Here is a 15,415-nt window from a genome sequence, read left to right as displayed (position 1 = left end):
GTTTAACTTTGGATATGTTCGGCGATTTGACGCCCGTGCCAGCGCCCTGTTTCAATAAACACTTCATTGGCATTGCTGCCTGAAGCGATAACTCCGGCGACATATATACCTGGGATGTTAGTTTCCATCGTGGTTGGATTAAATTCAGGTTTGTCCAGGTCCTCAGCCATGTGGACGCCGACAGACTCCAGTAGTTTTCGTTCTGGGTGAAATCCTGTTAGTGCCAGTACAAAATCGTTTTCGAGCTGGAACGCTTCTGCGTTCATCGGAGTGACGATGACATGGTCTGGATGAATTTCGGTAATGCGTGCGCCTAAGTGCAGCGTGATCTTTCCTTTTTGTACCATACTGTCGAACAATGGACGAACCCAAGGTTTGATATATGGAGACAACTCGTTGCGACGATAAACCATATCAATCGTAGCCCCGACCCGCACCAATTCCATTGCTGCATCTACTGCAGAGTTGCTGCCGCCGATGACTGCGACCCGGGTTCCTGTATAGGGATGGGCTTCGCTAAAATAGTGAGTGACTTTATCCAATTGTTCCCCAGGAATGCCTAAATAGTTCGGATGATCAAAATATCCCGTAGCCACTACGACATAGCGTGTCGAATAGCTCTTGGTTATTTCCCGTTTGCTTAGGGTATGTACGGTAAATGTACCGTCTTCCTGCCGCTGAATGGATTGAGCCTCCTCATAATGCTGAATATCCAGGTTATAATGTGAGGCTACTTTGCGATAGTATGCTAGTGCTTCATGACGAAAAGGCTTGTCATTGGGAGTGCTGAACGGAACATCACCGATTTCCAATAGTTCGGCGGTGCTAAAAAACTGCATATTTGTCGGATACAGAAAAATGGAGTGAACGATGTTGCTTTTTTCAATAATGATCGTTCGCAAACCTCTGCGGCTGCATTCGATTGCAGCGGATAGTCCGCAAGGTCCGCCACCGATAATGATTACGTCGTGCATTTGGATGAACCTCCAGTTATATTGGTTTATTTCGTCAAACGGATCTCAGAATTGATGCAAATAGCTCAGTATGTGAGAAGTTTTCAAATAATAATCCTACCGTAATGTGTGCATAATATCCAGCCGTTTTCAGAAAGAGATAATGTGAGGGGAGAATTGACAGACACTTTTAACATACATATAATTAGATGGACATCTATTTAGATTAAGCGAATTCGCTTGCTTAGCAAACCTGTAGTAGTGAAAAGAGGTGCAGTCACAATGCAACTAGATAAAATGGTCAATTATCATAAAGCACTTGCGGACCCGACACGTATGCGAATATTACTCCTTTTATCCCGTGGGGAGATGCATGGCCAAGCTTTGGCGAAAAAGCTGAATCTATCACAGCCTACAGTTACGCATCATGCTTCCAAACTCCGTGAGGTTGGGTTAATTAAGGAACGACGTGATAAAAACACGGTGTATTTTACACTGAATCCAGAGCTGATTCGGCAGCATGCCGAGGCGACTGTGCGTTTTATCTTTGAAAAAGTAGAGGAAGAGGAAGATATGTCCGAACTGAATGAAACGTTGGAAGCAACGGTTTTACGCAATTTTTTTGCCAAGGACGGCAAGTTGCGTCAAATTCCTGCTCAGTATAAGAAAAAATTGATTGTACTTCAGATGCTCGCCGAAAAGCTGGAGCCAGGCCGCATCTATCCTGAACGTGAACTAAACGAATGGATCAAGCAATACCATGAGGATTTTGCGACGATTCGGCGTGAGCTGATCATGCATCAGTTTATGTACAGAGAACGGGAAATGTACGAATTGAACCCGCGTGAAATGTGGACACGATGGGATCAGGTACGTTAAACGAAACTTGAAATAGTTTAAAATGTTTGAAATCAGCCTTGACAGACAATTGATGGACTTGTATGATAAAGGAAATTTTAGGAGGAGGCGATGTTATATGCGTACGAACATGAGTGGATGGGTTCAGCAGCAGAATGACTTGTCTCCCGCACGGACGATGCATAGCTAAAGACTGTTAGATCTATAGTCTTAGCTCAGCAGTTGGTTGGACAGTAGAACCAACGAAATCCGCAGGGAGTGATTCCCTGCGGATTTTTTTATGGTCAAGTGTTTTGTTATCCGTTTGTTGGTTTTGGGAGTGGTCTATGTAAGACTGCTTGCATATGTGAACGAACGGATCACATCGCCTGAACTGTATATCCTCCGCAGGGGTTTCCCTGCGGATTTTTTGCGTTGTTTGTTTGCGGAGAGAAAATGTACACCTATCGAGTAACGTTACATCCAGAAAAATTAAACATAATTTCAGGAGGAAAATAATGAGTATACACGATTACGGTTGGTCTGATTACTGGAACGGTTTTTGGGACCAATGGAAGCAAAGCTATGAGGAAAGAGCAGGAAACACGCAGATACGTCCTGCCCGCTTGATTGCCGATTATGGGCAAAAGGTGAAGCTTATTACGATGGATGGGGAACGCTGGGGAGCTGCTTCAGGTAAGCTAAGGCATGCTATGGTTGATCCAGCGGAAATACCAGCTGTAGGGGATTGGGTGGCCATCACCACGTCGGACGAAGTATCGGATGCAGTAATCCATGCTGTCTTGCCACGCAAAAGCCAAATATCTAGACAGGCCGCGGGCTTTGAGACGAAAGAGCAACTCATCGCAACCAATGTAGATACGCTTTTTCTTGTTAATGCGTTGAATCATGATTTTAATATGCGCAGATTAGAACGGTATTTAATAATGGCCTGGAATAGCGGCGTAAACCCGGTTGTCGTGTTGAGTAAGAGTGACCTTTGTGACGATGTCGAACAGCGGGTTGCAGAAGCGGAGGGAGTTGCTCCTGGAGTACCTGTTATCGTTATTTCTGCTTTGCAGAACGAAGGCAGAGAGCAGCTGGAAGCGTTTCTTCAACCTGGCTGTACGGTTGCTTTGACTGGCTCTTCTGGTAGTGGCAAATCCACAATAGTGAACTGGCTTTCCGAAGCAGAAGTTCAACTGACACAGGATGTGAGGGAGGAAGACAGCCGAGGCAGGCATACAACCACACACCGACAGCTTTTTCCCATTGCAAAGCAAGCTGTTTTGCTGGATACACCCGGGATGCGCGAGCTTAATCTGTGGGATGATTCCAAGGGTGTAGCTCATACCTTTGCCGATATTATGGAAACCGCGCAGCAATGTCGTTTTGCCGATTGTAAGCATAGGGGAGAAGCTGGCTGTGCGGTGGAGGAGGCTATCCAAAAAGGGGAATTATCAGAATCTAGAGTGAACAATTATCGCAAGATGCAGCGGGAACTAGAGTATCAGGCACGCAAGGAAGCAGACCGACGTAGAAAGGATAGCCGTTCAAGTACAACTCCGGGCCGTAAGGATCAGCGAAGCGGTTGGCGACGTGATGTGGAGTGGTAAGCCGAGCTGTTTTGTAACATCATCTGTAGAAAAATAAGAAAATCTATGTGGTAGTCGGCATATGGTGTAAAGGGGTGAACATATGCCGAACTACAGCATTGTAGTGGATTTATCGGATCGTCGTCTATATTTAAAAGATGGAAGTCAGATCGTTCTTAGTTATCCAGTCGGTATTGGGAAGGTGGCTACACAGACACCGCATGGGCAGTTTACGATTATTAACAAACAGCCCAATCCGGGCGGTCCTTTCGGAGCGTTCTGGATGGGGCTGTCCAAGCCGCATTATGGCATTCACGGCACCAATGAGCCATCGTCCATTGGCCAGATGGTGTCACATGGCTGTATTCGAATGCAGAATAAGGATGTGCTGGAGCTTCAGGAGAAGGTAAGTATAGGAACGCCGGTCACGATACAGCCATAACGTCTAGACGATATAGGATTCCTTTGGCTGCCTAGTTACGATTTGGGTTGAATTTGTACACGGGCTTCAATCCGTTTGGAGCCCTCTTTGTCGTCTGCGGATTTAACTAAAGATCCCGCAAGACGTTCTCCATTTGTACCGTAAGCCTGTTTAGCGTTGGTCCACATATCTTCGTTCGGTTCGAAACTTATGACCAGGGTGTAGCGGTTGGCAAGGCTCGGCTTTTTGACCCTCATGCTGAAGGAACCATCAGGCATGACCTTGGTTTGATCATCGTAGCCAAACTGCCATCGTCCCGGAAAATCAATTGTGAGCTTGACGTCCGAACCCTCGAGCAAATTGCTGCGTGCATATACATGATAATAATTTCCTTTCTGCTTCACATCAGGCTTAATCCACACTTGAGGGCTACCGTAGTCCTTTGGTTTGTTCCAGACAGGCTTGATTAGAGGGACATGTCGATCTTGTTCAGGATCAAACTCAGCACCTATCCGAATTTCTTGCAAAAGTTGTTCGTTTTCTTCGTATTGATATACATAAGGGCCTTCTAATTTGTTGCCACCACTACCATACAAATTTCGTATTTCTTTGTCTTGGTCATCCGGGCGAAATAGAACAGTCAGATCCATACTACCCTGTATACCAGGTCGGTGCACTTGGAGTACAAAACTTCCGTCCTTGTGAATAGTTGCCTCGTCCGTGTATCCGGTTAACAGAGAGTTTTTGACTGCAAGATTCCCTTTGATCCGTGCTCCAGAAGGCAGGTTGGAATGTCCTGTAACCTTCACTGTATTTTTATCAATACTTACGTCACCTGATATTTCGACATAGCTGCTGCCTTGCTGATGGACAGGTGCATCGTTGGCGGCTCGTTCATCAAGGGATGATGCAGCTTGGTTCGGATTACCTGTTACGGTATAGGCACGTGCTTCAGCTTCGTGTTGGGCCATACTTCGAGTTGAGGCTTTCTCCCTGCTACATGCAGCCAGCATAATTAGGATGAAGAACATACATAAAAGGTTCCAGCTTATTTTGGTCATCATGTGCGTATTCATGGTTTTTACTCGCTCCTTGTCCGTAGCTTCCAGGCTATACTGATAAAACTTTCGAAACTTTATGTATTTACCCTATTTAAAGGGTATGTAATCCTGCCTGCTTTATCCTAGTCAGAGCGTGCGTGTTTAAACAACAGGCGGAATGGTTAAAAATGGATAGCCTGACCATCCCCTTGAAAAGCAGGGGTAGCTTGCTGTAAAGGAGCCTGAGTCATATGTCCATTGACCGTTTTATCTTAAAAAAGCTGGACAACTGCCGGGAAGAGCATACACGCGCTAATTTACTAGAACTGTTTAGAATACGAATTGAGAAGGCGCAGAATAAGGAACGAGGCGGTAAAAAGGGTTATCGCAGAATACTATAAATAGAGTCTGATCAAATGCATAGGCTGAGGTAAGTCATATGTAGCATGTTTCAAAAACGCTGATTTGGAGAGGGTGCCGAAATGCCCCTCTCTTTTTTGTGTCTAATGCAAACAAAAAAAGTCCCTCTTAATAGAGGGACAATGCCAATGAATCATTTTCACTAACGCTATGCAGGATGGCTTCACAACCGACAATCTCTATACTGATCAAAGAGTTAAGACATTTTTGAAGGGCACGCTTGCCGCTGGAGATTTTGTTCTCCAAAGTATTACTTAGAAGTTTTAAGGTTTTTTGTACCGGTTGCTTATTTTCTTGATTGAAGTATACGGGAATACGTTTGTTTTGAAATGTAATTAATGTTCTCACAAAAATCACCTCACCTGAGTTATTTCATGGCTTTATTGTAGTGCCCGTTTCTTAAAATTACCTTAAAAACACCTTATAAAAACATAAAGGTCTGAAAAATTTACAAAGTGTTCACAACAATTTGGGTAACAATCGAATTTAGTTCTAACTAATCGACAAAATAACGTAAGCACGCAAATTAAATTTTGTAAATACCTATTTTTGATTCATATGACTCTACCATTAATTTTAAGCATGCCTAAAGCCATTGTTTTATTTTGAGCGTGGGTATTTTGTAACAAATTGACAGTCTAATAGACGGATGCTACAGTTACGATAGCCATATTTCCGTAGAAATAGGCTTTTTGCGTGAGTATTGCTGTATAAATTAAGGATCGGGAGGGATGACAGATGATCCTGACCGTGCTTTCAGGACGACAGGAAACAGAGTGGTTTGATATTGAGGTGGCTGATGAATACTCGGTGGAACATTTAAAATTGATGCTGGGTGTGCGTATTTTTGGTGAGCCTCCGGCTGAAGGCATGCAATATATTATGGAAGCAAAATTCCCGGAAGGACTTTGGTTCAGAGTGGAGGATAACCAGCTACTCACAGGAGCAGGTTTGCGGGAAGGCTGTACTGTGCGCATTCAGCGAGCTTTTTCGACAACTCAGGACGAGGCGCCTGTATATGGAAGGCGTTCTTTGTTTCAAACTGAAAAAAATGGGTAAATACACACATGAAATAATATGAAACCTTGGTAAAATGAAATAGTAAGCGAAAAGGGGGACTTTTGTCTTGAATGTATTATACCAGCGATCCCCGAGATTAAGACCGGCCCTCCGGGAGGAGAAGCTGGAGATTTTGCGGCCTCCGGCTGAGCCGAGCAAGCCGTCTTTTTCTATTATATCTATACTTATTCCGTTAATGATGACGTTGGTGACTGTAGGCTTTTACGTATATATGAGCAGAACAGGCAAGATGGGCAACAGTAACTATTTGATGTTCCAGATGGTCACTGTGGTCATGATGCTTACATCTTATACGATTCCTTTTTTCGTCTATTTAAATAATAAGAAGGAATATAAGCGCAAGTTGGAGGAACGGGACCGAATGTATCGGGAACAGCTCCAAAAGCATCGTGAAGAACTCGAAATGAAACGCGAAGAGCAAATTCGCACACTATATGAAATTCACGGTGATCCGCAAATATGCACTCAAATCGTAAAAAACCGCAACAGTTCTCTTTGGGAACGATCACCAGAGGATGAAGATTTTTTACAGGTACGTATCGGGACTGGACAAGTTCCCTTTCATATTAAACTGCAAATTCCACGACCTGACGGTTATGACCGTGATCCCTTGTTGGGGGCTGCAGATGAACTGGAGGAAGAATTTCGTTTGGTGGACGCTGCTTCCATCACATTACCGCTGTTTCAATCCAAAGTGGTTGGATTGGTCGGCGAGCGGGAGCATACCCTGGCTGCGTTAAGAGTGATCTTGGCACAAGTGACGGTTCGTCATTCGCCGGATGAAGTGAAAATTGCCTCCTTCTATGATGAGCGAGAGGAAAGTGAATGGACTTGGATGCGCTGGCTCCCGCATGTGTGGGACGATGACCGAATCCAGAGAATGATGTCAGACCGCAGTAGTAGCGCCCATCAATTAGCTGACTTTCTGTTTGCCAGATTGAACCGCCGAAAAAATAATCGCAATGAACGTCAGGGCAAAGGTATGGAAGCGCCGTGTTATGTCATTGTTTTATCTGATACCCAACTGATTGAGGAAGAACCTTTGCTGCCGTTGTTGCTAGAGGACGGCCGAGCCATAGATGCGTGTACGATTGTGCTGGCTTCTCGTAAAGAAGCTTTGCCAATGCAGTGTCAGCTGATTGTGGAGGCTTCCAAGGAACAGGGTGTATATGCCCTTAAATCAGAATCAGCGGAGGTTGAACAGCAAAGTTTTAAACCGGATCGTTTATCCAAAGAGGAAGCCGATGCATTGGCGCGGTACATGGCGCCTATTCGTTTGAAGCGTTCTTCGGCTTCTGATATTCCCGCTGTTCTGCCTCTTTTTGATATGATGAGTGTAGCAAGTGTGGAAGAACTGGATGTGGCAGACCGGTGGCGACGTAACCGCCATCCTGATACATTACCCGTCCCGATGGGCGTGCGGGCAGGCGGCAAAAAGATTATGATTAACCTGCATGATAAAATAGAGCGTCAAGGTCATGGTCCCCATGGCTTGATCGCCGGTACGACAGGTTCAGGGAAGAGTGAGGTTATTCAGTCTATCGTAGCCTCGCTCGCTGCTGAGTTTCACCCGCATGATCTTGCTTTTATGCTGATCGATTACAAGGGTGGTGGCATGTCTAACACGTTCGTTAACTTGCCGCATGTTGTGGGCACGATCACGAACCTGGACAATAATCTGATTGAGCGTGCTAAAATATCTCTTAAAGCAGAACTGGTTCGTCGACAGAAGATATTGAACGATGCGGGCAATTTACAGCATATTGATGAATATTACAGACTACTCCGGCAGCGGCAGGAACAACCGCTGCCTCATCTGGTTATTATTATTGATGAATTTGCACAGTTAAAGCGGGATCAGCCAGAATTTATGGACGAGCTAATCAGTATTGCCGCAATTGGGCGGACATTAGGTGTCCATCTGATTTTGGCGACTCAGAAGCCTGCTGGTGTTGTAGATGATAAGATTTGGAGTAACTCCAGGTTCCGCATCTGCTTGCGGGTGCAAAGTGAAGGTGATAGCCGTGATATGTTGAAAATACCGAATGCCGCGTGGATAACGAAGCCGGGACGAGGATATTTTCAAGTGGGTAGCGACGAAGTGTTTGAAGAAATGCAATTTGCTTGGAGCGGTGCGCCGTATATAGGCAACAGAGACATTTCTTCTGCCTTACCTGTTCATGAAGTGAGACTGAACGGGAAACGTGAAGCGCTATTGACGGGTGGCGAACGGGCAAGCTCAGGCTTAAAAGGAGAAGAAGCTCCTAAACAGCTTCAAATATTTATTGATTATATCGCAAAAGAAGCAGCTAAGGCAGGAATCGAACGTCTTCAGGGACCGTGGCTTCCACCGCTGCCAGAAATGTTGGATTTAACTAATTTACCGCAATGTACCGAAATAGATAGTACATCATCATCCTTGGAGCTCAAGTCTCTTATTGGGCTGGTCGATGATTTGCCGAATCAACGGCAGGAGCCGATGTATGCGTCGCTGGATCATGGTCATTGGGCTGTGTATGGCATGCCGGGCATGGGGAAAACGACCTTTTTGCATACGTTGCTGATGTCCACGGCACAGCGTTACGCTGTGAATCATTGGAACGGTTATATCATTGACATGGGTCGAACCATGCGCGACTTTGGAGAGCTTCCACAAATCGGTGCTGTTATGATGGCAGAGGAGGATGACCGGATTAAACGGTTGTTCCGCTATTTGTTCAAGATGGTGGCCCTACGCAAGGAAATGCTTTCTGAGGCTGGCGTCAAAACAATAAGTTCTTTTCGACGTTCTGCTGTCGAGGATGTTCCGCAAATTGTCGTAGTTATTGATGGATACCTTAATTTTCGAAATGCCTATCCGGATGAAAATGAACTGCTGGAATCTCTTTTGCGTGAAGGAGGCAGTCTAGGTATCACGTTCATCATTACAGCGAACCGGATTACCGATGTGTTTGAGAAGTTCCGCAGTAACATACCTAATGCTGTTTCTTTCGAATTGGCTGATCCTAGTGACTACTATTATGCGGTAGGACGACCAGCCAAAACACCAGGGCCGTTAATTCCGGGTCGGGCTCTGGTTAAAGGGCATGTTCCTCCGCTGGAGTTCCAGACGGCACTGCCTTCACCAGGAGAAGATGAGGCGGAACGATCAGCACAACTGCGTCGCAATATCGCTGGCATTTTGCAGGGATGGAAGGGCAAGCACGCACCCGCCATTCTCCCATTGCCTGAGCGGGTTCCACTGTTGGAATTACTTCAGCAGTGGGATCGGACGAGTGGACCATCAGGTGCGCTTCCTTACGAAGTACCTGTAGGCCTACAGAGTGACGATCTTGAGCCTTTTCTCCTGAATTTGAAAGAAGGGCCCAATTTTATCGTAGGTAGTCCAATGGAGGGTGGAAAAACCTCCTTCCTGATGAGTTGGATTATTTCGCTCGCTTATTACACGTCACCGGATCAAATGCAAGTCTATACGATCGATACACGCTATGGAGGCGGGGGACTATCCCGATTACGACATCTTCCTCATGTCAAGGCTGCTGCCGAAAGCGAGGAGGAAATGGGACCTCTGGTACAACAGGTGCATGATATCGTTCAACAACGGAGCAAGGATGGGAATGATCCTGAACTGCTCCTGGTCATTGATGATGCGGATATGTTAAGCAAGCAACTGAACGATTTTATGATAAAGGATCAGCTTTCCGCCATTGTACGGTTGGGACGTGATCGCAATGTGCATGTCGTGCTATCGGGTGTGCCATCTGATTTCCCTACCTTTGGTGTGGACTGGTTTAATGATGTCAAGGCAAGCCAAAGCGGTATGCTTTTTGGAACACTGGATTCGAATGATTTATCGTTCTTTCGTATCCCTTATTCGGAAGCAAATGCTGCTGCTGGTGGCCTAAAAGTCCTGCCTCCTGGGCAGGGATACTACGTACGACGCAAATTTACCAGGATAAAAGCGGCGATTCCCTTCTCAGAGCAAATGAGCTGTGAGGATTGGATAACGAAAATTCGTGACCGATGGCATGTTGTAGTTTGAAGGGAGGTGGCTCATAATGTTAACGTTTCAAGCTTCCAAGCAGAAGTTAATAACCCTCAAGGCAAAGGAACTGTTTTTTCTGGCAGGCGTATTGGGTTCTGACAGACTGCTTGGGGTGGAAGATCCGTTTAAGGGCTATCTAGCAGAGGAGTTGGCGGAAGAGTGGGAGCAGGTTAAAGCTGCTCTTCTGGAAAAGGGTTATCTGAAGCAGGCCGATAAGGGCAAAGAGCTGGCTATGCCTCCTACCGTTTTTTCAAGAGTTGCTATCGCGGGATTATCCAACAGGGCTTGCCGTATACGCTATGTAAGAGGAGGTAAGCAGTTTGAAGGCTATCTTCATTGCACGAATGAGCGTGTGGTGGAGCTTGTGAAATCTGCTGACGAACCCGATGAATATCGTCTGTACGATCTGGGTAATGTGGAAAAGGCTTGCGAAACATTGATTGATAAAATGGGCTGGGTTGATCGGCTTGTACCTGAATCTCCCGCGCTTATGTTTTCCAAGCAGGCTTTTCATAAAATTTACGAGCAATCTGCTGGAGAAAGTTTGTCGCAAATCAGCAGTAAGCTAACCGAAGCTAGCGGAGATGAAGAGGGGGCGATGAGACTGGCTCAGTCTTTGAGTTCCCGTGTAGCCGAGGGAGAATTGCAATTGCTGGTCTGGAACGGCAGAGAGTGGGAGTCACAACGGGCAGCTTTTGTCCTGTGTCCTGCAATGAACTGGATATTTCGGATGAGCTCTGCGGGTAACGGAGACTGGTTGATTGCAGCTATGGCTTCAAGAGATCAGTTTGTGGATTTATTATTGAATTGGTTGAAACAGTCGGCAGTGACTGAAGAAGTGACAGAAGAAGGGTGATGGATATGCGCATTCGAGTTGAACCGGATGTGCTTCGGGGGCTTAGCGGGCAGCTACAGCATGCGGCGGAGCAAATTCAACAGTTAACAGCAGGTTTGGAGCAGGCGTTACAATCGCTGGATTGGGATGTATCTGCACGTGAGGCGATCTTGAATCAGTGGATGCAAGCCAAGCGGATGTCAGAACAGATTCATGCTTATCTCCATACATCAGGTACACAACTGAACCGAAAGGCAGAGCAGTTTCAGTCTGTTGACCACAACTATCAAACGATTCTGCCATTTGCCAGCCAACCATTGGGACGACCCGTCACGATGCTCGATTGGTCGAATCAACAATCACCGTCTATTCTGCCTGGGCAAGCTTCGGAAGGAAGCAGTCTGATTTCCAACCCGCAGTCTGTCGTACATGCTATTGCAGGTGTACAGCCTTCGGATGTAGGCACCCTGCATCAGGATATTCTGAAGCAGGCGTCTTCTAGCAGTCCGCAGGATTGGTATTTTACTGACCCGTCTATAGCAAGAGATCAGCCTGTCGCTTAGTTCGGATCGTTCCGAGATGATCTGGATCGACTTGTAAATCCATATGAATTTGTTATACCATTCCCGGTTTTATGGGACTAATATGGGACTTATTAGGTGGTTGTTTTATTAAGATTGTACTGTTAGATGCTGCTTTCTAGTTAAAAAGTGGGATTATTGCAATTAGGTCCTTTGCCTTTTGTAGGGAATTAAATAGCCATAGTACAATTTGAACCAGCTAAACAAAAACATTTTTTATCATCAAGGAGGACGCAAAAAATGGCAGGACGCATTTTAATTACCCCAGAACAGGTTGATCAGGTAGCTAACCAATTTAAACAAAGTGGTGAGCAAAGCCAGCAGATCGTTTCCAGCTTGACTCAATCCATCTCCGGTATGGAAGGTCAATGGGAAGGTATGACTAAACAACGCTTTTTCCAAGAGTTCCAAGAAGCTAGCAAACAAATGCAAGCTTTCGTAACGACTTTGAATAGCATTAGCCAAGAATTGACAGCTATCGCTAACAAATTCCGTACGGTTGACCAAGCAAAATAAGTTGTCATGCCTGATCGGCATTAACTTATCATATATCACTCTATAAAGAAGCAATATGTGAACCCATTCCTCACGGTTTGGCACAGATTGTACAGGAAAAACCGGGCGATCTTCGGATACCCGGTTTTCTTGCCATCCATAGACGTATATAATAAGGTGAGGAAAACTAGCATACTGAACGATATAAGGAGAGGGATGTTTCATGTCTTTTCAACCGAATCCGGGAGACGAATTGATCATAAACGGCACAGCTTATGTGGTTGGACGACATCCCGCTGCACCCGGTTTAGCCTATGCACAAGCAGGGAGGCAGGGAATTGTATACCAGCTGATTGCCAAAAACGGAGCACCGCATGAGGCGAAAGCCCTTAAAGTGTTTTTTCCGAAGTTCCGCATCCCGGCTATGGTTTATCAATCTGAGCATATGGAAACATACGGGGATATTCCCGGTTTGCAGGTATGCAAGCGTGATGTGCTCACTCCAGAAAGAAACGGAAGTCTGATCGCTGAGCAGCCTGATTTGCTGTACGCGGTGCTGATGCCATGGGTTCATGGTATGACATGGTTCGATTGTCTCACAGATCAGCGTCAGCTTGAGGCTTCCGATAGTCTGGCTTTAGCCAGAGCACTGGCAGGGATCGGTTCAGCGATGGAGCAAAAAGGATTGGCTCACTGTGATTTATCGGCGCCTAATGTTATGCTTCCGTTTTTTTCTGAAGTGGAACTGCCTGAAGGCACGTCAGCTGTCGAATTGGTAGACGTGGAGCAAATGTATAGCACCAAAATGGATCGTCCAGATGCACTATTAGCAGGATCGCCAGGGTATGCTGCACATCGTACCGTTCACAGCGGGTTATGGAGTGCATATGCAGACCGTTTTGCAGGGGCTATCATTATTGGGGAGATGCTAGGCTGGTCTGACCGTGTGGTGGTCGATAAAGCGTGGGGTGAAAGTTATTTTGATCAGCATGAAATGCAGACGCCTTGCGAACGTTATTTTATTTTACGGAAATCGCTTGAATCCCGTTGGGGCAGCAAGGTGGTAGAACTATTTAGTCGTGCCTGGGATAGTCAGGATTTAAGTAGTTGTCCTACCTTTGGCGAATGGTTGGTTGTACTTAATGCGGTTACTGAGCAGGAAATTCCTGTTGAGACTATAGAAACTGAGCCAGCTGTGACAGAAACAATAGAATCGGCGGCGGCGGGGTCCTCAAGTGAAACGGTATCCTCTTTGGCAACCCCTGCACCGCTCAAAGCTGAACAGGCTGCATTGCTAAATCAGGATGTCCTAGAGCAGGGAGAGCGTGGAGTAACGGACAAGCTGTTTCGACAGGCGCGTGAACTGGAGCAGCAGAACAAACCTGCTGCAGCGTTGGAAGTCTATCGTTCGTTGTATCACTTTGTAGAAGACGGCAGTCCTTTGCATGTGGAGGTGTCGGCTGCGATTACAGGACTGGAGGAGCAGCTGAATCCCAAGATGCCAGAGCAACCTGAAAAATCGAAAGCCTGGTATCGCTCCAAAATGTTTATCGTTACAGCTTCGGCCGCAGTTGTTCTTTTGGCAGCCGGAATCCCAACTGTGAGTATTCTTGCAGATCAGTCTAATCAGCGACAAATCGAGGCTACAAAGCAAGAAGAGGCATTGAAGGCTGCAAAAGCGGCCGAGGAAAAGTTGGCAGCTGAGCAGGAGGCCGCTCAAAAATCGCTAACGGAGAAACAACGGCAGGAAGCTGAACAGCAGGCCAAACAACAGGCTCTTGCTGCTCAAAAGCAACAGGAAGAGCAAAAGAAACAACAAGCTCTGATCGCTCAACAGGTTAAATATGAAGCTTATCTCGCCCAAAAGGAACAAAACAAGCAGGCTGCTGCTAAGTTGGCGAAGCAAAAAGCATATGATCAACAGGCAAAGTATGAAAAATACCTGGCCTTGAAAAAGGAGCAGGAAGCTCGTGCCGCCAAGGAAGAAGCAGCTCGTAAAGCAGCAGCTGAGGCGGAACAAAAGCGAAAAGACGCTATACAGGCACGTAACAAGGAGAATGTTCTCCAGCTTATTTCCTTGTACAACAAGGCGTATGCTTCTCAGGAAGGTGGAAGCACGACGAAGGCAAAGAGCTTTGCCAAACGGTTTAGAGCATTATATGACAGTAATCCTTCTTATTATCGTTCAGTAGGTGAAGTGGGCTACCGGGCTTCCTCTATTTATAACTTTTTAGGAGATACGAATTTTAGACTGCCTAAAATTTGATGTTTCATATGTTTATATATGGAAGAATGATAGATTAGGAAACAGAGACAGATCGAAGGTAACTGAGGGGAGCATGTACAAACCATGAACTATACAATACAGGCTTCACAACGTACTCCCGCCCTGATCATTTACCTGATTGACATCAGCGCGTCGATGAACATGCTGATGGAAGGGCGGCGGCGTATTGACGTTGTATATGAAGCTATATCGCTAGCGATTCGACAGATGGTTTTCCGATCGACCAAGGGAAATCGGTTGACTGCGCGCTATCGGATTGCAATTTTGGCTTATAGTGACGACGTGTATGACCTGCTGAATGGTGTCAAGGGAATTGATGAAATTGCGGCCATTGGTTCGTTGCCTGATTTGACACCCAAACGATTCTCAGATTCAGCAAAAGCCTTCTTGCAAGCTGAACGTATTTTGCAGGCGGAATTACCAGGGATGCAGGATTGTCCTGCACCTTTGGTCTGCCATATGACAGATGGTGTTTCCACAGGCGATGATCCGGAACCGATTGCGAAGCGCATTATGAACATGAGTGTACCAGACGGCAATGTACTGGTGGAAAATATATTTTTATCCGACAGGTTGCTGGAAACGCCTATTCAGGACCCACGTCGCTGGAAAGGGCTGACGCATAATACGCCGTTGCAGGATGAACATGCTGTGAAATTACGTAATATGTCTTCTGTACTTCCTGAAAGTTATCGGGAAATGCTGTTTGAGGCAGATTATCAGTTAGGTGAAGGAGCCATTATGATGCTACCTGGAACCTGTGCGGAACTGGTGTCCATTGGTTTTCAAATGTCAGCTGCAACACCTGTACGGTAAGGAGGTAAAA

Annotated in this window: 14 protein-coding genes; 11 read left to right on the top strand and 3 right to left on the bottom strand. The window is 46.0% G+C overall.

What is annotated here, in order from left to right; genetic code table 11:
• Window positions 1–2: 2 nt before the first annotated feature.
• Window positions 3–974: a YpdA family putative bacillithiol disulfide reductase gene (locus ACXHJ2_RS12755; RefSeq protein WP_165079986.1), complete on the bottom strand. Its 972-nt coding sequence runs from the start codon at window positions 972–974 to the stop codon at window positions 3–5.
• A 261-nt stretch (window positions 975–1,235) separates the two neighbouring features.
• Here ACXHJ2_RS12755 and ACXHJ2_RS12750 point away from each other — a divergent pair, with 261 nt between their 5' ends.
• The 3 genes from ACXHJ2_RS12750 to ACXHJ2_RS12740 all read left to right on the top strand — a co-directional run bounded on the left by ACXHJ2_RS12750 (window position 1,236) and on the right by ACXHJ2_RS12740 (window position 3,827).
• Window positions 1,236–1,832 (top strand): DUF2087 domain-containing protein, encoded by a 597-nt coding sequence (locus ACXHJ2_RS12750; RefSeq protein WP_165079985.1) that lies wholly within the window; start codon window positions 1,236–1,238, stop codon window positions 1,830–1,832.
• 476 nt (window positions 1,833–2,308) lie between these two features.
• Window positions 2,309–3,406 carry a ribosome small subunit-dependent GTPase A gene (gene rsgA / locus ACXHJ2_RS12745; RefSeq protein WP_137078362.1) on the top strand — a complete coding sequence of 366 codons (1,098 nt, stop codon included), beginning with the start codon at window positions 2,309–2,311 and terminating at the stop codon, window positions 3,404–3,406.
• An 82-nt stretch (window positions 3,407–3,488) separates the two neighbouring features.
• A complete protein-coding gene (locus ACXHJ2_RS12740) occupies window positions 3,489–3,827 on the top strand; it encodes a L,D-transpeptidase (protein ID WP_013370779.1) in 339 nt (112 codons plus the stop codon).
• 35 nt (window positions 3,828–3,862) lie between these two features.
• Here the strand turns inward: ACXHJ2_RS12740 and ACXHJ2_RS12735 are convergent, their stop codons facing one another.
• The gene (locus tag ACXHJ2_RS12735; RefSeq protein ID WP_137078423.1) at window positions 3,863–4,777 is read right to left on the bottom strand and encodes a flagellar motor protein MotB; all 915 of its coding nucleotides are present in this window, start codon (window positions 4,775–4,777) and stop codon (window positions 3,863–3,865) included.
• Between the two features lie 320 nt (window positions 4,778–5,097).
• On the opposite strand from ACXHJ2_RS12735, the gene ACXHJ2_RS12730 reads away from it, so the two are divergent.
• Window positions 5,098–5,247, top strand: coding sequence for a hypothetical protein (locus ACXHJ2_RS12730; RefSeq protein WP_023988262.1), 150 nt, complete (start codon window positions 5,098–5,100; stop codon window positions 5,245–5,247).
• Window positions 5,248–5,374: 127 nt separating this feature from the next.
• On the opposite strand, the gene ACXHJ2_RS12725 is transcribed toward ACXHJ2_RS12730, so the two are convergent.
• On the bottom strand, window positions 5,375–5,614 hold the full coding sequence (locus tag ACXHJ2_RS12725; RefSeq protein WP_013370782.1) for a hypothetical protein: 240 nt from the start codon (window positions 5,612–5,614) through the stop codon (window positions 5,375–5,377).
• A 390-nt stretch (window positions 5,615–6,004) separates the two neighbouring features.
• Here ACXHJ2_RS12725 and ACXHJ2_RS12720 point away from each other — a divergent pair, with 390 nt between their 5' ends.
• From ACXHJ2_RS12720 to ACXHJ2_RS12690, 7 genes are all read left to right on the top strand, one after another.
• Entirely contained in the window at window positions 6,005–6,325 is a 321-nt protein-coding gene (locus ACXHJ2_RS12720; protein ID WP_013370783.1) for a hypothetical protein, read from the top strand.
• A 67-nt stretch (window positions 6,326–6,392) separates the two neighbouring features.
• Window positions 6,393–10,388, top strand: coding sequence for a type VII secretion protein EssC (essC, locus tag ACXHJ2_RS12715; protein ID WP_165079984.1), 3,996 nt, complete (start codon window positions 6,393–6,395; stop codon window positions 10,386–10,388).
• Between the two features lie 16 nt (window positions 10,389–10,404).
• Window positions 10,405–11,247, top strand: a complete 843-nt coding sequence (locus tag ACXHJ2_RS12710; RefSeq protein ID WP_137078364.1) for a hypothetical protein — start codon at window positions 10,405–10,407, stop codon at window positions 11,245–11,247.
• Between the two features lie 5 nt (window positions 11,248–11,252).
• Window positions 11,253–11,789, top strand: a complete 537-nt coding sequence (locus ACXHJ2_RS12705; RefSeq protein WP_013370786.1) for a WXG100 family type VII secretion target — start codon at window positions 11,253–11,255, stop codon at window positions 11,787–11,789.
• A gap of 258 nt (window positions 11,790–12,047) precedes the next feature.
• Window positions 12,048–12,323 carry a WXG100 family type VII secretion target gene (locus ACXHJ2_RS12700; protein WP_007430133.1) on the top strand — a complete coding sequence of 92 codons (276 nt, stop codon included), beginning with the start codon at window positions 12,048–12,050 and terminating at the stop codon, window positions 12,321–12,323.
• Between the two features lie 202 nt (window positions 12,324–12,525).
• Window positions 12,526–14,568: a serine/threonine-protein kinase gene (locus tag ACXHJ2_RS12695; RefSeq protein WP_090735424.1), complete on the top strand. Its 2,043-nt coding sequence runs from the start codon at window positions 12,526–12,528 to the stop codon at window positions 14,566–14,568.
• Between the two features lie 84 nt (window positions 14,569–14,652).
• Window positions 14,653–15,405: a vWA domain-containing protein gene (locus ACXHJ2_RS12690; protein WP_013370788.1), complete on the top strand. Its 753-nt coding sequence runs from the start codon at window positions 14,653–14,655 to the stop codon at window positions 15,403–15,405.
• The last annotated feature ends 10 nt before the right edge of the window (window positions 15,406–15,415 follow it).

This window comes from Paenibacillus sp. ALE3 (assembly GCF_054113405.1).
Note: the sequence above shows the minus strand (reverse complement) of the source record. Positions and strands in the feature narration are given on the sequence as shown.